The organism is Paenibacillus sp. PsM32, from assembly GCF_030433815.1.
Classification (GTDB): Bacteria; Bacillota; Bacilli; order Paenibacillales; family Paenibacillaceae; genus Saccharibacillus; species Saccharibacillus kyungheensis.
The window spans coordinates 1-20,123 of the sequence record NZ_JARUWY010000012.1; the positions used below are offsets into that span (position 1 = coordinate 1).

General features: G+C 35.7%; 21 protein-coding genes. 18 read left to right on the forward strand and 3 right to left on the reverse strand.

Annotated elements, in window-relative coordinates; all coding sequences use genetic code 11:
- Positions 1 to 440 precede the first annotated feature (440 nt).
- The 4 genes from QCD85_RS19190 (at position 441) to QCD85_RS19205 (ending at position 4,076) form a co-directional block, all read left to right on the forward strand.
- Entirely contained in the window at positions 441 to 836 is a 396-nt protein-coding gene (locus tag QCD85_RS19190) for a Fur family transcriptional regulator (protein WP_069327730.1), read from the forward strand.
- Positions 812 to 1,636, forward strand: a complete 825-nt coding sequence (locus tag QCD85_RS19195; RefSeq protein ID WP_273613855.1) for a winged helix-turn-helix transcriptional regulator — start codon at positions 812 to 814, stop codon at positions 1,634 to 1,636. The genes QCD85_RS19190 and QCD85_RS19195 overlap by 25 nt, the downstream gene beginning before the upstream one ends.
- A gap of 160 nt (positions 1,637 to 1,796) precedes the next feature.
- The gene (locus QCD85_RS19200; protein WP_273613854.1) at positions 1,797 to 3,269 is read left to right on the forward strand and encodes a catalase; all 1,473 of its coding nucleotides are present in this window, start codon (positions 1,797 to 1,799) and stop codon (positions 3,267 to 3,269) included.
- Between the two features lie 342 nt (positions 3,270 to 3,611).
- Positions 3,612 to 4,076: a hypothetical protein gene (locus QCD85_RS19205; protein WP_301263599.1), complete on the forward strand. Its 465-nt coding sequence runs from the start codon at positions 3,612 to 3,614 to the stop codon at positions 4,074 to 4,076.
- Positions 4,077 to 4,208: 132 nt separating this feature from the next.
- Here the strand turns inward: QCD85_RS19205 and QCD85_RS19210 are convergent, their stop codons facing one another.
- Positions 4,209 to 4,316 (reverse strand): aspartyl-phosphate phosphatase Spo0E family protein, encoded by a 108-nt coding sequence (locus QCD85_RS19210; protein ID WP_301263600.1) that lies wholly within the window; start codon positions 4,314 to 4,316, stop codon positions 4,209 to 4,211.
- Between the two features lie 246 nt (positions 4,317 to 4,562).
- On the opposite strand from QCD85_RS19210, the gene QCD85_RS19215 reads away from it, so the two are divergent.
- Both QCD85_RS19215 and QCD85_RS19220 read left to right on the forward strand, forming a co-directional pair.
- The gene (locus tag QCD85_RS19215; protein WP_301263601.1) at positions 4,563 to 5,435 is read left to right on the forward strand and encodes a hypothetical protein; all 873 of its coding nucleotides are present in this window, start codon (positions 4,563 to 4,565) and stop codon (positions 5,433 to 5,435) included.
- Positions 5,436 to 5,484: 49 nt separating this feature from the next.
- Entirely contained in the window at positions 5,485 to 6,711 is a 1,227-nt protein-coding gene (locus QCD85_RS19220; protein ID WP_301263602.1) for a M48 family metalloprotease, read from the forward strand.
- A gap of 173 nt (positions 6,712 to 6,884) precedes the next feature.
- On the opposite strand, the gene QCD85_RS19225 is transcribed toward QCD85_RS19220, so the two are convergent.
- Complete coding sequence (locus QCD85_RS19225) at positions 6,885 to 8,258, reverse strand: transcriptional regulator (RefSeq protein ID WP_301263603.1); 1,374 nt, start codon at positions 8,256 to 8,258, stop codon at positions 6,885 to 6,887.
- A 505-nt stretch (positions 8,259 to 8,763) separates the two neighbouring features.
- Between QCD85_RS19225 and QCD85_RS19230 the strand changes: the two genes are divergently transcribed.
- Together QCD85_RS19230 and QCD85_RS19235 are read left to right on the forward strand one after the other, a co-directional pair.
- Complete coding sequence (locus tag QCD85_RS19230; RefSeq protein WP_301263604.1) at positions 8,764 to 9,819, forward strand: HNH endonuclease signature motif containing protein; 1,056 nt, start codon at positions 8,764 to 8,766, stop codon at positions 9,817 to 9,819.
- Between the two features lie 6 nt (positions 9,820 to 9,825).
- Entirely contained in the window at positions 9,826 to 10,335 is a 510-nt protein-coding gene (locus tag QCD85_RS19235; protein WP_301263605.1) for an SMI1/KNR4 family protein, read from the forward strand.
- A gap of 92 nt (positions 10,336 to 10,427) precedes the next feature.
- Here the strand turns inward: QCD85_RS19235 and QCD85_RS19240 are convergent, their stop codons facing one another.
- Positions 10,428 to 11,066, reverse strand: coding sequence for a hypothetical protein (locus tag QCD85_RS19240; RefSeq protein ID WP_301263606.1), 639 nt, complete (start codon positions 11,064 to 11,066; stop codon positions 10,428 to 10,430).
- A gap of 325 nt (positions 11,067 to 11,391) precedes the next feature.
- On the opposite strand from QCD85_RS19240, the gene QCD85_RS19245 reads away from it, so the two are divergent.
- From QCD85_RS19245 to QCD85_RS19290, 10 genes are all read left to right on the forward strand, one after another.
- Positions 11,392 to 11,808 (forward strand): BlaI/MecI/CopY family transcriptional regulator, encoded by a 417-nt coding sequence (locus QCD85_RS19245; protein ID WP_204826187.1) that lies wholly within the window; start codon positions 11,392 to 11,394, stop codon positions 11,806 to 11,808.
- A complete protein-coding gene (locus QCD85_RS19250; RefSeq protein ID WP_301263607.1) occupies positions 11,790 to 12,668 on the forward strand; it encodes a M56 family metallopeptidase in 879 nt (292 codons plus the stop codon). The genes QCD85_RS19245 and QCD85_RS19250 overlap by 19 nt, the downstream gene beginning before the upstream one ends.
- Positions 12,669 to 12,755: 87 nt before the next feature.
- Positions 12,756 to 13,172, forward strand: coding sequence for a DoxX family protein (locus QCD85_RS19255; RefSeq protein ID WP_301263608.1), 417 nt, complete (start codon positions 12,756 to 12,758; stop codon positions 13,170 to 13,172).
- Positions 13,173 to 13,371: 199 nt separating this feature from the next.
- The gene (locus tag QCD85_RS19260; protein WP_301263609.1) at positions 13,372 to 15,381 is read left to right on the forward strand and encodes a methyl-accepting chemotaxis protein; all 2,010 of its coding nucleotides are present in this window, start codon (positions 13,372 to 13,374) and stop codon (positions 15,379 to 15,381) included.
- A gap of 164 nt (positions 15,382 to 15,545) precedes the next feature.
- Positions 15,546 to 16,247 (forward strand): pirin family protein, encoded by a 702-nt coding sequence (locus tag QCD85_RS19265; RefSeq protein WP_301263610.1) that lies wholly within the window; start codon positions 15,546 to 15,548, stop codon positions 16,245 to 16,247.
- Between the two features lie 14 nt (positions 16,248 to 16,261).
- Positions 16,262 to 16,591, forward strand: coding sequence for a hypothetical protein (locus QCD85_RS19270; RefSeq protein ID WP_301263611.1), 330 nt, complete (start codon positions 16,262 to 16,264; stop codon positions 16,589 to 16,591).
- A 135-nt stretch (positions 16,592 to 16,726) separates the two neighbouring features.
- A complete protein-coding gene (locus QCD85_RS19275) occupies positions 16,727 to 17,893 on the forward strand; it encodes a TerD family protein (protein WP_301263612.1) in 1,167 nt (388 codons plus the stop codon).
- 68 nt (positions 17,894 to 17,961) lie between these two features.
- On the forward strand, positions 17,962 to 18,717 hold the full coding sequence (locus QCD85_RS19280; protein WP_301263613.1) for an NAD-dependent epimerase/dehydratase family protein: 756 nt from the start codon (positions 17,962 to 17,964) through the stop codon (positions 18,715 to 18,717).
- Positions 18,718 to 18,889: 172 nt separating this feature from the next.
- A complete protein-coding gene (locus QCD85_RS19285; protein ID WP_273613843.1) occupies positions 18,890 to 19,564 on the forward strand; it encodes a ThuA domain-containing protein in 675 nt (224 codons plus the stop codon).
- A 238-nt stretch (positions 19,565 to 19,802) separates the two neighbouring features.
- Positions 19,803 to 20,123 (forward strand): phasin family protein, encoded by a 321-nt coding sequence (locus tag QCD85_RS19290; protein ID WP_273613842.1) that lies wholly within the window; start codon positions 19,803 to 19,805, stop codon positions 20,121 to 20,123.

Below are 20,123 nucleotides of genomic sequence, written 5' to 3' on the forward strand. Positions count from 1 at the left end.
AAGTAACAAGTAACAAGTAACAAGTAACAAGTAACAAGTAACAAGTAACAAGTAAGCAAAAGCACTAAGCTACCATCATCTCTAAAATCCCTACCCTGCCCACTCCCACCCAAGATTTGAGGGTTTATCTCTGATCATTTAAAATGTAAATTGATATCCTACGCCAGCGGAGGGAATCGTTATTCTGAAAGAGCGAAGCGCTCGCCTTTAGAACGTAATCCCCACCGCAAAGCGGTCAATCAAGGGATTCCGTTCTACCAGCGACGACAAGAATAACAATTGCCGCAGCGCCAGTATCTCAAAACAGTACAAATGTACCTCTTTACCCACAAATCCGCCCAATTTATGATAATCATTCTCAGAATTGTCCGCAAAACTATTGACCATAATTTTAAATGGATTTATACTTATTCTAAAATCAAATTAAGGGAATGATCCAAATGAAAACAATCAACTTGACGACACAGCGCAAAGCTGTATACGAAATCGTCTGCGAAGCTGCGGATCACCCGACTGCTGCTGATGTTATGAATCGGTTAGTAGAGCGTGGTCATAATTTTGCTTATGGAACCGTATATAACTCTTTACGATATTTATCAGATAAAGACTTGATTCGCGAATTGAAGTTAGGTGAAGCGGCAAGTCGCTATGACGGAAAAATGGATGATCACCAACACATTGTGTGTGAAAACTGTGGAGCTGTAGATGAAGTGATGACAGACGCACCTGTAGAATGGTATGCAGCCGTAGCCGAAGAAACGGGATATGATGTACACCATGCTCATGTCGTATTTAGAGGAGTGTGCACGGAATGTCGAAACAAATCACGAAAATAATTGATAATGATTATCATTTAGGTGCAACAGACAAATTAATGAACTGGTCTGTAGCTGAACGAAATATGCGTAATACAGCCGATCTGATTGCTCATTCTTGTCCGATTACAAGACGTGTCGTCATTATCAGTCCAGCACCGAGTCGTGTTCATGAACTAACTCGTACATTATCGGATAGCTGTTTTGATGTAATGGTATTTCATCGTTGGGAAAGTAATGGTGCAGGAGCTATCAGCGCCGATTTATTTATCTTTGATCTGATCTCTTCATCAGGTAGTCAAGATATCGAATCTGCCAAGTTGCAGTTTAATGAGAAAAATTCTCATTTACCAACTTTGTTCTTGGTACGTGAAGATATGTTGTCTACTGGTCTAAACGAATGGGCAGAAGAAGAATTGTTAGTCTGGCCTGCACGTCCGCAAGAAGGATTGTATCATGTGGAACGTGTGATTCGTGCTGGAAGTAATCGTCCTGCGGCACCTGCAACAGGAGATACGGAACATCGTACTGTTTTCAAAGACCTATGGATCGATCGGAAAAAAATGACTGTTCATCGTGCGCAACAACGAATTGAATTGACCAAAACAGAGTATGACCTCTTATTAATGTTGATCGAAGGCGAAGGCGGAGTACTGTCTCGTGAAGATTTGATGAGCGAAATTTGGGGCACTCAATTTTTCGGTGGAAGTAATGTAGTTGATGTTCATGTGAAAAGTCTACGTAAAAAAATCGGTGATAATGCTTCTGCACCGCAATATGTAGAGACCGTGCGTGGTGTAGGTTACCGATTGGCAGATTAAGCACCTCTTCATCATTTCTTCATCGAAGGCTCACAGGTAACTCATGAATGACGGTAAGTGAAGATGTTAGAATGAATCTAATCTTTGGAATGAGTCTAATTATAAATTTATTTATACATTAGATTGATGACCATTTATGATGAGAGGATGATTTCTAACGATGACAAACAACGACCACCGTCTAACGACTAACCAGGGTGCACCTGTAGGGGACAATCAGAATTCCCGTACTGCAGGTCGTAGAGGACCTACTTTATTAGAAGATTATCATTTGCTAGAAAAAATCGCTCACTTTGACCGTGAACGTATTCCAGAACGTGTGGTTCATGCTCGTGGAGCAGGCGCTCATGGAGTATTTCGTGTCGATCAAAGTATGAAAGAATACACCAAAGCTAACTTTTTACAAGAAGTAGGCACAGAAACACCTGTTTTTGTCCGCTTTTCGACGGTTATTCATGGTGTAGGTTCACCAGAGACAGCACGCGATCCGCGCGGTTTTGCTGTTAAGTTTTATACGAATGAAGGCAACTACGATATCGTAGGTAACCATTTGCCTGTATTTTTTATCCGTGATGCGATCAAATTCCCGGATATGGTACATTCACTCAAACCTGATCCGCAGACCAATTTACAGACACCTGCACGTTATTGGGACTTTATGACACTCACTCCAGAATCTACGCATATGATGACCTGGTTATTTTCAGATCATGGCACACCGGCAAATTATCGTGAAATGGATGGATTCAGTGTTCATGCGTTCAAATGGATTAATGCTGAAGGTAAAGTTACTTATATCAAATACAAATGGGAAAGTGTACAAGGCGTGCGTACATTCTCTGCTGATGATGCTGAAAAGCAACAAGGTAAAGATTTCAATCATGCGACACGTGATCTATTCGAGCATATCGAAAAAGGTGAATTCCCGGAATGGACATTGAAAGTCCAATTTATCCAACCCGAACATATAGACAATTATGCGTTTGATCCGTTAGATCCGACTAAAGTATGGCCAGAAGATCAATTTCCTTTCCATACGGTTGGCACAATGACACTCAATCGCAATCCAGATAACTTTTTTGCAGAAGTAGAGCAATCTGCGTTTTCACCAAGTGCTCTAGTGCCTGGTATTGAACCTTCTGAAGATAAATTGCTTCAAGGACGTCTGTTCTCTTACCCAGATACACAACGTCACCGTCTAGGAACGAATTATTTACAAATTCCGATCAACTGTCCGTATGCGCCTGTTCGTAATCAACAACGAGATGGACAGATGAATACCAAGCAAGATACATCAACCTACAATTACGAGCCAAACAGCTATACCGATGGCCCTACAGAAGATCCGCATTATCGGGATTCTGAAGTGGAATTGGAACAAGGACATGTAACCCGTCAAAAAATAGCCAAAACCGATGATTTTGCTCAAGCTGGAGAACAATATCGTTCATATAATGCTCAAGAAAAAGAGAATTTATTGCAAAATTTGGTTAATGATTTAAAAGAGGTTAAAAAAGATACTCAATTGCTTGCGATCTGTAACTTTATCCGTGCTGACCGTGAATATGGTATGCGTCTAGCGCAAGGATTAGGGATCGATATCAGTGAATTTATGGGGCAAATGAGATCATAACAATCTCTTGCAACAGATGTATACAGGATTGACTTGAGATATTCAGCGTTCCGCTTTATATTAAAGGGGTATTGTTAGTTAGAGTAAAGCAGAACGCTTTTATATATAAGCTGTTGGTAGAGACCTTAATCGATCTCAGATAAAGATAGCTTAGTACAATAAGGTCACTATTGACCGCTGTTATGACGCAAAGGAGCGCTACACACTTTTTAGTTGTGCGCTCCTTTGTATACTCTAAAAAAGGGGTGATAAAGGTAGAAGTGGTCTGTTTAGATGAATAGCGTGCAGGAAGATCAACAGATAGGTGCTTACTATTCCAAAAGGTTGAAGGAGATGTGAGTCATGAGAAAATCATGGAGCGTTGGCATGATAGGTGTGTTGTTAGTCTTTGTAGTCGGAACGTCCAGTTCGTTCGTTGCACCTGCATTTGCGGCCACTGAAAACGGATCTTATACTGTTGTTACTCCTGATATTTTAACCAAGCGACCAACCACAGACATTTTACCTGCCGATTTCCCTATTCCCGATGATGCTGTTATCGACACTTCCCAACAAACGTATATTGATGGACAACAAAATATGGTGCTTGTATTTCACACCAAAAGCAGTATGGAGACGCTAGCCAAAACGTATAATGAATATTTCCGCATTATCAATATGGATCAAGCCATTCAGACCTTAAATGAACAACAATTGAGTGTAAAAGGAACCGATCCGGCAACAACCCAACAATGGTCATTAACAGGTGCTCCTACAGCTTCTAAAGATACCGTAGAAGTGACTGTACAAGTCGTTAAAGTTCAGTGAAAATAAGTAGTTAACCGAAAAAGAGAACGATAGGAATGAATATATACCCATGAATAAGATCATATAAAAAAGCCTGAATAGACAATATATTCAGGCTTTTTGGTATATTTATGATTAGTGCTATTTAATATGTTATTTTTTATTATACTGTGCGAGATTGATCAATTCATCAAGTACCATAGATTGCTGAATAACAACAGGATGGTTTAATCCATATTCTTTTTGTAGATCATAGAGCAATGTATGTACTCTTTCTAAAACTGGATTTAAAGTAAGTTATCGTTCCAAGAATATCGCCTCCTAATAGTAATTTGATTATAAAAGGTAATTCTTTATATTGGAAAATTATTTTTAGAAATAAAATTTATACTAGTTAAATTATTTAACTCAATTTTAAAAGTTATCTTCTATAAAATATTTTTTAAAAAAACCGATATAAAACTTTTAAGCAGATTTTAAAAATAATAATTTACATAGGAGATAATAATGAGAATAGTGCAAGAATTATTAAAATTTACAGATAGTGAGTCATTTAGAATACTTATAAGTGTTGTATTCTTAAGCGGTATGTATTTAATTGGAGTCGTTTATTTAGTATTGAGTGTGAAAAAAGATAGTGCTGATTCCAAATTCATGAAAATGTTTGGAATTTTGACTGTATTAGGATTATCAGTATTCGTAAATAATATAATTATATATGTGTTGACAATAATGATATTAAGCACTCTAATTACTACTACTAATTATCTAGAAAACATTTTAAAATTCACGCTCAATAGTAGATTAGTTAATTTATTTCCAGGTAATGAGGCAAAAAGGTCTAAGAAGAATTTGGATGAAGTAGAAAGGGTATCTGCAACAGAAACAGATATTATGATACCTGATCCAAATATAGGAAGTGAATTTAATTCTTCAGAAACTCCTATAGATGAATTATTAAGTTATTCTATGAGCATTGAAAGTTTAATAATAGACAATTTAAAAAATGAAATAGATCAACTTAAATTTGAAAGTATTCAAGAGAACTTAGTTTTAACCAGAACAAAAAAGAAAGAATTTTTGTTAGATGCTATTTTAGAATATAGTCATCAAGTTGTCATTGTGGAAGTACAACCATTTATTAGTTATAATTTGATCCATAAATCAATTGAGCAGGTAAAAGAGCAAAATTCTTTGTATAGAAAGTATTTAAAAGAAAATAAAATTCAGAAAAAAGTAAAAAATTTGTTATGTACTTTAGATACTAATGAAATCTCTGGAAATAATATTGCTGGAGTTTTAATTCTAAAATATAATTTATTAAGTAATTCTTTTTCAAATTTTGAAGAGATTATTAGAGAATTGGAATCTAATGAGTAAAATTTATTGGATATTCACAATACTTTATTTTTCTTTGTGGTGTAAGTTATTGAGTATATTTCCTTTAGTTTTTTTGTTGGTTTTTATAAATTTTATTTTTAAAAGATCAATAGAGGAAAATATTAATGAATATTTTTATTATTTAATTCCTTTAATTATAGGCATGTGTTTAATATATAAATTTAAGAAAAAATGGAATTTAGATTTTGTTAATCATGAGAACATTTTATTATTTGATCAGCATCCATCTTTAAAAATAAAAATATCAAATTTAATCAATGAATTAAATATTAAACAAAATATTAGGTTTTATTTGAGTGACTCGAATAATATTAATGCCAATGTCATAAGTAATAAAAAATTCGCTATCATTACTATAAGTAAAGGAACTTTTAAATTAAAAGAAGACGAAATTATATCTTTATTATTACATGAGTTTTTTCATGTAAAACATTGGACAATTCATTTTATAAACTTCCAACTAACAGATATATTAAATAATATAGATTTTCGGCTAAACTTATTTTACACCAAACGAAAAAAAAATATATTTTATATGTACATTCAACTCATGGGTTTTATAGGTATTATTAGATTTTTTATAAAAACTATGTTAATGATGGTGAGTATTTTTTCTGTTATATTTAGAATATTTATTGATGAATTAATGGCAGATAAATTTTCTATAGATTGGAGCAAAAGCCAAAAAATTATAGAAGTAATCAAAAAAAGTGATAATACAAATGTACAGGCGAAAAAATTATCAAATAATTTAATGTACAGCAAGCATTTGGATATAGAAATTCGAGATATAATTTTAAAGCAATATTATTATCATAAATATATTAAACCAAAATGGAAATTGAAAAAATTATATATTTACTTTTCGATTTTTCTTTTTAGTCTTTTTTGTGTTTATGTAATTCCTAAATTAAATAAAATATTAAAAGAATTACCTCAATATTCAACTGCATGGTTAAAAAAACAGTGGTTTCTTCTATTTGATAATAATCTAACTTTAGCAAAGGAAGTTCTTTTTTTAATAATATGGTGTACAGTTTTTATTTTTCTTGTAATAAGAATCATAAAACTTTTTTTGAATGGTGCTACTTGGAAACTAAAACTAAATTCTATATTATATCTAATGGTAATTAATCTTTTTGCACCCATGGCATTAAGTTTTGTGATTTCGCTCCCCGAAGACTATTGGTTAATTAATTCTTTGATTTCTATTACGATTCTTATGATTTTGAGTATTATAATTAAGTTTTTTTGAAAAAAATAGTAATATTCACTTCAAGTTTCTAATTCTAGAAACTTGAAGTGAATATTAAACTTAATTATCCTCCTCCATGGCTTGTAAATGGGAATATAGGTTGAAGTGAAATATTAGAAGGTTGTGAATTGAAAATTAAAATTAATGCTAGACTACTTAAAAAAAGAATTATACTAAATTTTCGTTTCATACTTATACACCTCATTAATCATAGTTTGGTAGGTTTTTTTTGTATCGTTAGTAGCATTAATTCTAAATTTTTCAAATAAACCTACGCATTTAATTATACATGTCTTATTATTAATGAGATATGCTTGTTTTAGACTTTCTAATAGCTTATTGAAACCATTATCGTACGATCCACTTCTTAAATAGTAAAGAGCAAGTTCATATAAAAATCGAGAGTATCTTTCTAAATTAGTTTGGTGAGTATATATGTCTATACTTTTTGTTTTTTTCTCTAAATTTGAGATTTCATTTTTAAATTTTAAAATGATATCTTTAATATTAAAATTAAATCGGTTAGATGCTTCTACAACATTTAGTAAGAAGACCATTATTTCATCTTCTTCATTTTCTATCGACTTTAAGTAAGTATCTATTACGCTTATATCTCCAGAGAGCAACTTATATACATAATTATTGGATTCAGCCCATGATTTAAAATTATTTTTCCACAATAACGTATTTGGATCATTTTCTTGTACCCAACTTAAGTTAGAATACAAATCAGTATATTTTAATGCTTTTTTGTAATCACGATGCCATTCATCACATGAACTTCCTAGAAGTAAATAAGCATAAGAGATATAAAAAAACCATGGTCTTTTAGGTTTTTTATTAGTTATAGATTTTCCTTGTTGTTTTAATTCATACTGAATTTCTGCTTTATGTAACATTATTTGAGATGTTTTCTCTACTTTATCCCACCTCTGTAAAGAACGATACATATTAGCGAGTTCTTTCAGTGCATCCAGTTGATCCACTTCATCCAACCGTTCTACAAAAGGCTCAAATCGAATCGCTAATTGATAATTCTCTTCTTGATCGTCTCCTTGCTTTGCGATAAACAATCTATATTGACATATTGCTAATCGTTCAGAATGTTGTTTGTTTTCGCTCATAGATACGCTCTCATACAATATTGCAGAAGCTGATTTTTTATCACGATAGAAGAGTTCTTCTGCTAGGTCAAACATTAATGAAGCATACATTAGTTGATCTGCTAATAAAGACACAACTTGCTCAATACAATTCAATTTATGAAGTTCAGCACAACGAACCAGAAAAGGCTTAATTCTCCTCCAGTCAGGGGAAGCTTCATTTAAGTATTCCTCGATATATTGTTCATATAGTGAACCTTCTTCTAATTGCATAATGGAAGTGCAATTATCTATTTGTTCGGTGCTAAGTACTCTACTTCCACTAATGGCTGAACTGATAATACCTACATTCATTCCTACTTTTTTTGCAAATTTGCTCATTGTTATATTCTCATCTTTTATAAATTGAGTTAATTGATCTCTAATTGAAATGACTTCTTGCACTCAGACCACTCCCTAATTGAAATCCGCACTAAAACTACTTTATGTAAACAACTATTATATTGATACCTAAAAGTGAATATTCTAATTATAAAAATATACCTTGTTTTAAATGAAAGATCAATTACCTGTTTTATAAATTAATGGATTAAATTTCAAATTGATTCTAAAGGCTAATATTTAGATGATGATACATAAAAATAACTTTTTTAAGTATAACATTTTATTTATAGGACACATGAATTAAAAATGTATAAAAAAGGATTTAGGACTTTATTATTCTAAAAAATAGTGTGTATAATTAGTCGCGTAAGGAAAAGTGAAGTGAAAAAGGAGGTCTAATTATAAGTGCTTTGAATGATTTGTAATACTAAAAAAAGTTATGCTAGATTGCATTAATACATTTTTTATCATTTTAATAGTTGATTAATCGTAAAAGTCATTTCTATTAAATAAGCTAAATATGCATCATAAAAATCTAAACTAGATATTTATAGGAGGAACAAGAATGTTAAAGAAATTATCTATTTCATTAGTTAGCCTTTCCTTAGTATTGAGTATACTCACAAATTCATATATCTTTGCTGAAGCAACCAATGAACAAGTTCCAATGGAGTCTTTAGGTCAAGCTATTCAGGAATATAATATTGAAAACCAAAAAACTTTTGAAAATGAGTCAGAAGATTTGAAAGAGCGTGTACTTAGTCATCCAGAAGATCCTATCTTAGCTGAAGCCGCTCAGTATTTAGATATTGAGCCAGAAGTTAAAGAAAATACAACTTTGGATTATTTTAGCACAGAAATTGTTTTATTTGACTCTTCTGGAAAAGGAGTTTCACTAGAGAGTTATGTAGATCAATTGGATGCAAAAGCTTCTACAAATAAATCTATTGCTCCATCTTCAGCGGAACAAGCTATTTCGCCACAAGCACAAGGTGGAGTTGTTTTTACAAATGAATTGACTGGAAATTTAAACAATCGCAATATTGTGCATACTGTTAAATATGTAAGCGATATTGGAAGTGTTCCAGATAAAGTGTCTGTGGACAATTATTTGTTTAAAAGCACAAGTCGTAATGGAACATATACAAAAGCAAGCTATAAGTATAATAATGCAATGAAAAAAGGGAGCACTTTAGTTAATTCATTACGTGCAGAGACTAAGTATTGGAAAGGTAATTTAATAGCAAGTATCTATGATAATGGCGTAAAAGCTGGAGGGATTAATAGAGATACAGGTATTATTCTGTACAATAATGCTGCATTACCTTATTATAAATATGTGGATACATTCTCAGGAAAAGTAAATATTGAACCTGCTTCAACTACTTGGCAAAAAGTTAGTAATCCAGTAACTTGGGATAATGATAAAAGAGGTGCTTATATTTCGTGGTACATTTCGACATATGGTAATCCGAATATTACTTGGGGCGGATATGATATTCACCATATTAAACCAAGAGAATATGGTGGTAGCAATGCTAATTCGAACTTAATGCCTGTACCACGTAATCTTCATAATTCGCTTATTTCTCCATGGTGGGCAAGTTATAACAAGGGGTGAATCTAAATGGCTTCTGATATTGTGAAGCATTTTGAGACTTTAAAAACGCAATTAAAAGATGGGAAAACAGTGAAGTACTATAACCATGCTAAATTATATGAAGCAGAATGCATCTTTCGAGAACCTGCTACTCAACAACAAATTGATGATTTTAAAAAGAGAACAAACTGGAACTTACCTAAGCAATATGAAGAACTATTACTATATACTAATGGAGTGGTTTTATTTCGAGATGAATATGGAGCAGGTTTTGAAATATCAGGTCTAGACGAAATTGAATTAGATCATTTTGATCCTATGCCATCCAATTGGATACCTGTAGTAGCTTGCGTTAGTATAGGCGATTATATTTTCTTTGATTCAGATCAGGTGGAGTCTGGTAGTAATTATTTAATATGGCACAATCATGAGCAATACTATGATGAGCCGACTCTACGATTTACAATAGATTTTGCAACATGGTTAGAGCGTTTGATTATTACTAGAGGCGCTTGGTTTTGGGAATGGAAAAATTAATGAAACTAAAACAGGCAACTTTCCTTTTAAAAAGGAGATTGCCTGTTTTTTATTTTATAACTAATTTAAAATTTTAAAAAATACTTATCTATTTACTTCTCTGACCAAGTAAGTGTTAATTGAACAACATCTTTGCCGGCTTGAGGGCTGCCGATTAGAGACCAGACTTGCTTGGTTTTGGGATCGGTTCCTTGAATAATAAGATTTTTTTCATCAATAGTGGAACCTGCATTAGTTAAGGATTTGGCATCGAAATATTGTTTGTAGGTTTGAGACAATGTTTCCATACTTCCTTTGGTTGTGAACATGAGCAATACTGATTTTTTACCATCGTTTTCTTCTTGATGAGAGGTAGAGATCACCGCATCATCGGGAATAGGAAAATCGGTTGGTAAATACGTAGGGCGTTTTTCTACGCTATCCGCAGCAATGGGGCCTTTTTCTTCGATCGAACCTGTACTGGTTGTTGCCGACTCGCTATTTTCTGTTTCTGGTTCGGTCGTTCCAGTGGAAGAGTCTGTAGCCGCAGAAGACTCTGTCGAAGTATCCGATGATTCGGTATCTGTTGTAGCAGGGGTTGTAGGTGTTGCTTCATTTGTGTTATCTGTCGTCGTATTCGTTTCTTGATCGGTTTCATTGGAAGGATTAGCAGGTGCTGATGCGCTACTACATGCACTCAGGACAGCGATAAACAATATGCCACATAGCAATAGACTGTATACTTTTTTCATCCATGATTCCTCCTGTTTCTGAATAAGATAAGTTGCCAATAAACTATAGTGATTGATACACATCCAGCTTGTTGTTTCATCTAAATTATAACATGACTGTAACACTAAGGCATATTTAGACAATAAGCTGAAAATAACGATATCAATAAGTTACTCTTTTTTCAAAAAATAGCTTCGCAAAATGATATTATTCTGGTATTATTTGTATAATGTATCCTCATATATCGTAATTGAAGAAAAAAGAATCATTTCTACTTTAAAGGGAGAAATTTGACGAGTGCTTGGGATATACACTACTATATGTAGTGTGAGGTGGCATAAGCATATGAAAATACAAAACTTTAAAGTAGGCGCAACAGGGATGGATCGCTTTTTTGGTCCGCTGGAAGCTCAAGTGATGAATATTCTGTGGGATATGGATCACCCGATGACGATCAAAGAAGTCCTTTCTTCGCTCCAAACAACCAAATCACTTAGCTTCAATACGATTATGACAGTGATGAATCGATTGGTTGAAAAAGGAGCATTAACGAAAACAGGCGAAAGTCGTAGTTTTCATTACACTCCTACAGAAAGTCGGGAGCAATTTTTGAACAATCAGTCCAGGGAATTGACGCATGAATTGATGGAAGAATTCGGGTCACTCGCCGTAAATCATATGGTAGATGTGCTGGAGGAAGTAGATCCTCAACTTATTCGCGCCTTGGAGGATAAAATCAAACAATGGAAAAAAGAAACGTAACTAACTGGGAACGTCGTTCAAGAACACTGTTTCGTATAAGTTTCGGTCTCTCGTTATTTACGATAGGGCTTATGTTTATTTATGCGTTGCATACGATATTCGGTTGGAATATTCCTTTTGATCTGCTACGCATCTGTAACCGTTGGATGGAAGCTCAAGGATGGTTTTCGGTAGCCCATTTACTAAGAGGTCTGGTTCTGTGTACATTTGTACTGTATATCGGTTATGGATTAGATCAGTGGGCAGGGTCTTATCGGGCTTATCGTTATTTTCGCTCGTTACAAGATGTGCAGCAATCGGCGCAATATAATGCTATCTATAGTAAAAACAAAGAATTATTGATGATTATTCGTTGTTCGCAACCTGTTGCATTAACTATGGGTATTTTTCGCCGCCGAATTATTTTATCAGATGGACTACTGCGGATGTTGGATAAACATGAGCAAGAAGCGGTTGTACATCATGAGATGTTCCATTATCAGCAACGTGATCCGTTAACTACATTTTTGTTAGGGCAGTTTGCACTTGCGTTGTGGTTTTTACCGATTTTGAAAAATATCACGTTGCATTACAAAATATCGCGCGAAATTCTAGCAGATAGTTATGCAGTCCATCGCTTAGGAACTCCTGTTGGTTTGGGCGGTGCTCTACTGAAACTAATTCATCGTCAGCATTCTCGTTCCCCTCAACCTTTTCGAATGATCTATTCTTCTTTTGCCGAAACGTCACTCAATTATCGTATTCATCGCATTATTGAACCGGATCAAGAGAAATCTCTGCGGTTGCCGGTATGGCCTGTGCTACTTTCATTAGTTGTGCTAACAGCACTTAGCATTTTGTTATTATGGTCACTTATATGATTATTGTATAAGCGACTATTTTTATAACTATACACTACAGTATGTAGTGAAGATTACATGAGATGAACAAAAAAAGGAGGAGTAATCATGTTGCTTAAACGTAATGTGGAATTAGGATTGTTTATTGTTCGCGTATTAACAGGGGTTATCTTTTTATTGCATGGGTTTTCCAAATTTCAAGGTGGTATTGGTGGCACAACAGGATTTTTCCAAAGTATCGGATTACCCGGGTTTTTGGCTCCGGTCGTAGCTATTATAGAAATTTTGGGAGGATTACTATTGATTCTGGGTCTACTTACTCGTATTGCAGGTGCGGCTTTGACAGTGATTATGATTGGAGTGTTATTGACTGCCAAAGCAGGTCAGCCATTTATGATGGGTACAGAGTTCGATTATTTGCTTTTATTCACTTCGCTTCAATTGGCATTGACAGGTAGTGCTCTATTATCTGTGGATAGTCTGCTTTTCAAAAATAAATACAATAGCCGACTTGCTGAAAACTAAGTAATACACAATATATTTGTATGAAATGAATACGAAACAAACAAAAACCGACAAAATATCTTTGAGATATTGTCGGTTTTTTGCGTTACATCTACAAAACTAACATGGTTTAGGCGATATATACATTACTAGCAAATTGTAGATGATGAGCAACAGACATCAAAATCATCTGTATTCATTTATAGAAAGAGTGGGGTTTATGAAAAAAAGGATGAAATTGCCTAAACCAAGCAAAAAAACAACTACATCATCTTCTTTTCGGTGGTCTATACGTAATCAATTAATTGTAGCATTTGCTTTAATTTTGCTAGGGCCAAGTTTAGTGATTGGTGTAAGTATGTACGATAAAGCAAAAGAAGAAGTACAAGATCATTTGATTGCCAGTGCAACCCAAAGTGTACAAACAGCTAATCTATTTATCAGCAATGCCATTGCGACCAAAATGCATGATGCTGAATATTTATCAAGTGTATTTAACAGTTCGATGATCGATGGCCGATTGAGTCCAGAAATCGTTCCCAAATTAGCACAATATCTTGGTGAACATCCTGAAGCTATCGATACATTTGTCGGTACACCGGATGGAACGATGATTCGCGGCGTACCTAAAGAAAATGAGAATGGCTATGATCCGCGTGAACGGGATTGGTATAAATTAGCTCAAGCTTCTCCCGGTCAAACGATTATGACACCTGTTGTGATCAACTCAAGCAAACTTCCCGTAGTGATTCTGGCGCATACTTTACCAGATAATTCGGGGGTATTAGGTATTTCATTAAATCTAGAAAGTATTTCTAAATTAGCAGATATTAATGTAGGTAGCGAAGGCTATGTTGTTATTTTAGATACAGAAAAGAAATATATTGTGACACGTAATGGTGTGACAGGTGAGGTAGCAGCAGGGGAATATCTGGATACAATGTATTCCAAAGACAATGGCACGATTGATTATACATTTAAAGGCGAGCCGAAAAAGATGGTCTTTCTCACGAACAAAGAAACAGGCTGGAAAATCGCAGGTACGATGTATACAAGCGAAATTGCTGAAGCTGTTCAACCGATTCGTAATCAAGCTTTAGTGATTATTATTATCGCTATTGTGATAGCAGCGATCATTGTAGCTTTTTGTATCAATATGATTATGAAACCTTTACTGAGTCTACGCAAAACGACTCAACAAATCAGTGAGGGCGATCTGACGATCCAGATTGATCAGCGTAAAAATAATGAGATCGGTGATCTAGCGCGTGACTTTACGATAATGGTCGCTAGTCTGCGTGAGATGATTGAGAAAGTAAGAGATACGACAGACAATGTATCTTCCGCTTCGGAAGAACTAGCAGCTGGAGCAGAAGAAACCAGTCGTTCTGTTGAACATGTAACTATGGGGATTCAAGAGGTCTCTACAGGCAGTGAACGTCAAGTAACAGGAGTTGCAGTAGGCGCAGATGCAATCCATCGTATGTCTGAACGTGTGTCTGAGATTTCCGGTCACGTAGCTGAAGTAAGCCAAAGTATGAGCGATGCAGCCACAGCTTCTGCTAAAGGAAATGAATCGGTTATTAATGTAACTCAACAGATTTTTGAAATTCAATTAACTGTTGATCGATTAAGCGAAATTATTGCAAGTCTAAATACGCAATCTAGTGAAATTGGTGGGATTGTTGATTTGATCCGTAATATTGCCAAACAGACTAATTTGCTAGCGTTAAATGCTTCGATTGAAGCGGCAAGAGCAGGCGAACATGGTAAAGGATTTGCTGTCGTTGCCGATGAAGTGCGTAAGCTTGCATCTGAATCGGGTGAATCGGCAGAGCGTATCGGTAACCTTATTACAGGTATGCAAGGCATCGTAGCTCAATCGCTAGAAGTTATGGATCAGGCGAAAGAGAATGTAAACGGAGGTATTCTAGCTGTTGATACATCTGGACGTTCATTCTCTAGAATTAACCGCGCTATCAAAGCAGTCTCTCGCAAAATGAACGATGTAACCGGAACGACAGATCATTTAAATAATGATGCAGATGCAGTAGTAGAAGCGATTGAAGATATCGCTAGCATTTCTGAACAAGCGGCAAGCAATACTGAGACGATTTCAGCAGCAGCCGAAGAACAACTCGCTTCAATGCAAGAAGTATCCAGTGCAGCTACCGATTTAACTCGTCTTGCAGAACAGTTACAACAATTGGTATCTCGTTTTAAAGTATAAAAAGTAATAAAGAAAAGTTTCAACACATCAACCGTTGTCCCATATATATTGAGACAACGGTTTTTATTATTTTATATTTTACATTATATTAGTAAGTTTGTTACAATAATTCAGTAAATACATTATCAAAGTACAGCAGATCGACTACCCAGGGAGGAAAAAATATGTTTACAGTATATCCATCAGCAGAGCGGTTTAGCTTTGATCGAGGTTGGCTACAAGGCAGTCATAGCTTTTCATTTAGTGAATATCAAGATCCGAATAATGTGAGCTTTGGACCTCTTCGTGTCTTTAATGATGATGTGATTGCTCCTTCACGTGGATTCGGTGCTCATCCCCATAGCGATATGGAAATTGTCTCGATTATACTGGAAGGTCAACTTCGTCATGAAGACAATCTGGGAAATGTAGCGGTTAGTTCTTTTGGCGGTGTACAGCGGATGTCTGCAGGTACAGGGGTTGTGCATACAGAGCATAATGCTTCTGACGAGACCCATTGTAATCTATTGCAGTTATGGTTTGAACCGGAAGCGCGCGGGTTGAAGCCTTCTTATATGAGTTCATCGTATAATCCTGCTTCTTTAAATGGTCAATTGTTACCGATTGTGAGTCGTCAGGGTGGCGAGAATCAAGCGACGATTCATCAAGATATGACTATTTATCTTAGTCGCCTCGAAAAAGGGCAAGAGATCAAATTTGTTCAGCATCCAGATCGCCGTACGTATGTATTTGTAATTCAAGGCAGTCTGACGATGAACCAAAAGCATCTGCTTTCCAAGCGTGATGCTGTACGAATCGAACAAGAAACTCATTTGCAGATGACAGCAGAAGAACCGGTCTTTTTCTTGCTGATCGACTTGCCTTAGGAGGAATAGTGCTGATGAAAGAAACCGTTATGGTTAAGCATGCAGTGACAGGCCTTGAATTATTAAATAACAATAAACATTCATTTACCTATGAATTAATCGATTTACCCGCAGGCGGATTCCGAATGACTTTGGTCGGCGCACCTGAAGAGATCGTACAAAATATTCTTACTTTGCAAAATGAACTTAATCTATTTCGCTTTGAATTACCTGAAGATGCTCCTCAGATCAAACACTGGTATTATGTCAAAGAACATGGTGTACAGTATCAAGCAGACCAACAACAATTGATAATTGAAGCATCATCAGAGATTGTCTATCTACCGTCAGAGTATTTAGAATAGTTGTGACGAACAGTCTTTTTAAATGATTTGTAAGACCTCATTGTGCTATGCTCTATATAGCTATTTTGAGGTCTTTAGTCTACTTATGGTTTAAATGATGGTATACCAATCATTTCTACACAGGGAGGAAACAGCATGCAAATCACTAAAGGACAAAAAGTTGATATTACCAAAGGTCGTACGTTATCGCAGATTGCGATCGGATTGAACTGGGAAACGGCTACAGCAAATTTGGATATTAATGCTTCTGCTTTTTTACTCAATAATGCTGGAATTTGTACGCAAGACGAAGATATGATCTTTTATAATCAGCAAAGTAGTCGACAACAAGCGGTTACTCATTCTGATCAAAGCCCTCAAGATCGGGAAATCATTCAGATCAATCCGAGTAAGATTCCATCTGATATTTCCAAAATTGCCATCACATTAACGATTCATGAAGAAGGCAATCATAATCATTCATTTCAAGACGTACAGCAAGTGAATTGTCGTATTTATGATCCGTTGACCAATGAAGAACTGATTACGTTCTCTTTTGGTGAAGGGTTAAGTAGCGAGACAGCGATTGTGGTAGGCGAAATATATTTACATAATGAAGAATGGAAATTTAATGCGATTAGTAGCGGATTTAACGGCGGATTATCTGCATTAGTACAGAATTTTGGGCTGTCTGTAGACGATGATGTTGCTCCATCGGCTCCTGCTGTAGAAGTAACTCCACCAACTCCGCCTGTAACTGTTGCTCCGGTATCATTAATGAAGATTGAACTGAAAAAGAAAGAAAGTATCAATATCCAAAAATCTCCGACAATTACAGCTACACTTGAATGGGAGACGAAAAAAGATCTAGATCTATACTGCTTTTATGTTACGCAAGCCAATCAAGTAGGTAAAGTCTATTATCGCAATCTAGGCTCTATTCATGAAACACCTTATATTACGCTGGATGGAGATGCGTTAACACATGGTAAAGAAACGATTCAAATTCATCGACCAGATGCTTTGAAATATGTACTATTTGCCGCATATAGTGCAGTAAGCAATGGAACAGGTAGCTTTAAATCAATGAAAGTACGTGCAGTGGTCGACAACCATCAAGGACAAGTGATTACTTCTCCACTTCATGAAAAGAATAATTATGCATATTGGGTAGCGATTGCTCATATTGATTTTACCGATGTAAATGCTACTCGTATCAGTCATGTCGAACAGTATTCAGGTAGAGGTGTAGAAGCAAGTCCCTGGTTGTACGAAGACGGCACATTCAAAATGGATGCAGGTCCGGAAGAATTTAAAGATTGAAGATTATCCATAAAAGAATAGATAGCTATCATCTATCCTACCAATAGATACAAGATTGGAGCTGACCTATGAATATCCTTATCACTGGAGCCGCTGGTAAAATTGGAAGTGAACTGACCGCTTATTTACAAGATAAGTTTCAACTACGGCTTGCAGATATGCATACTGATCGATTACAGAGTTATCAGCAGACCAAGCATGAGATCATCACCCTCAATATCACTGATCCCGAAGCTTGTCAGCAAGCCTGTGAAGGCATCGACATCGTAATTCATCTAGCAGGAGATCCTTTGCCAGATGCAGGATTTTACGAATCGTTGTTAGATAATAATATCAAAGGAACTTTTAATATTTTCCGAGCTGCCCAAGATCAAGGTGTACAGCGAGTGATTTTAGCAAGCAGTGCACAGACGATAGAAGGGTATCCAATCGATGCTCAAATTTATCCTGATATGCCGACAAGACCACGGAATCTGTATGGAGTGAGCAAGTGCTTTGGAGAATCGTTAGCTTCGTATTTTGCATATACCGAAGGACTACAGAGTATAGCGATTCGTATTGGCGCGTATGATGATTTTAAGGCAGAAGGGCCGACACTTGAAGCACGTGATATGAGCGCATATCTCAGTCCAGCAGATATGTGTGATCTATTTTATAAGTCGATCATTGCTAACGATCTTGAGCCTTTTACTATTCTTCATGGAATATCAGATAATCGGTTTAAGCGTCTTTCTTTGGATGATACGAAAAAGAAAGTGGGCTATGATCCCAAGTCGGATGCATTCGCTCTAAGTAACATTTCGTTGTATGATAGCCCGCGTTAATATCAAATACATGAACCTCTGCGTCTATTTATCGTTTCTCTTTTCTCATACTTAAATACCTATCGAATGTAATTAAATATATTTATTTGTCGGATTTTTGCAAGAAAAGGGTAATCATACATAGGAAGCGGAATTTCTGTCAACACTCTATGTAAAGGAGATTACTTGTCTTATGAAAGTACAACCTGATCGCAAAACTTACATCAAGCAAGCTATTTTAATTGGAGATTATCATCAGGAAGCACCATATCATCCTCTAGAACCAATTGAAAAAGAGATTCGTAAGCTGATGCCTGAAGGCTGGGAATTACATGTAACTGATGACTACGATATGTTCACTGCTGAACGTTTGGAAGCGTACGATCTGTGTATTTCGTATACAGATACGTTTGACAAAAAGTTCAGTGTTGAACATACCGCAGGCATTATCTCATATGTTGTGAATGGTGGCGGGTTACTAATCATTCATGCAGGCGTATCGATGCAAGAACAGCGACATGAAATGAAGTTATTAATGGGAGCTGTCTACCGTGGGCATACTGATTATCAGCAATTAAATATGTGTGTATCTTCTCCAAGTCATCCGATTATGAAAGGTATTTCTTCATTTTCGATGGATGAAGAGCCATATGAATTTTCATTGCTATCAGCGGCAGAACGTACCATACTGATGGAGTATAATCTAGATGGAACTACATGGCCGGCGGCATGGTGTTCTGAGTATGGATTAGGTCGAATTGTGTATTTGATGCCAGGTCATCATGCGGCTTCTTTTGACTATCCTGAATATCGCAAAATTGTAGTGCAAAGCATGTTATGGGGCGCTGGTCTGGATGCTGAAAATTAGAAGATATTCTTACAGATCTGTAGAGCATCCTATCTAGCCATATCAATCATATTGGATATACAGAAATTAGGCATATCTGCTTTTAGACGTTATACTAATAACAGATCGACAAAGACATGGGCATGTTGCCATGAGTCGGTCATGAAGAAGTGACCGGACTATGGCAATGTGCAGGGCTTCTGTTAGGTAAAGAATACTTAGTGTAGATGAATGGAAGTATACAACAGGAGGAATGAAAATGAGCGATTTATTTAAACGAGCAGTTTCGCTAGGTCTTGGACTTACGATTGTCAGCAAAGAAAAAGTAGAAAAAACGGTAGAAGATTTGGTGAAGCGTGGAGAATTGGCTCCTTCTGAATCGCGTGCATTGGTAAACAAACTTATGGATCGTGGCGAAGAAGAACAGAACCAAGTGAAAACATGGATTCGTGGACAAGTTCAGAAAGTGCTAACTGAACTGGAAGTGCCAACCAAAGAAACCACAGAACAATTGAATGAGCGGATCACGGTTCTCGAGAAGCGTCTTGCCGAACTGGAATCACCGCAACAACCGGAATAA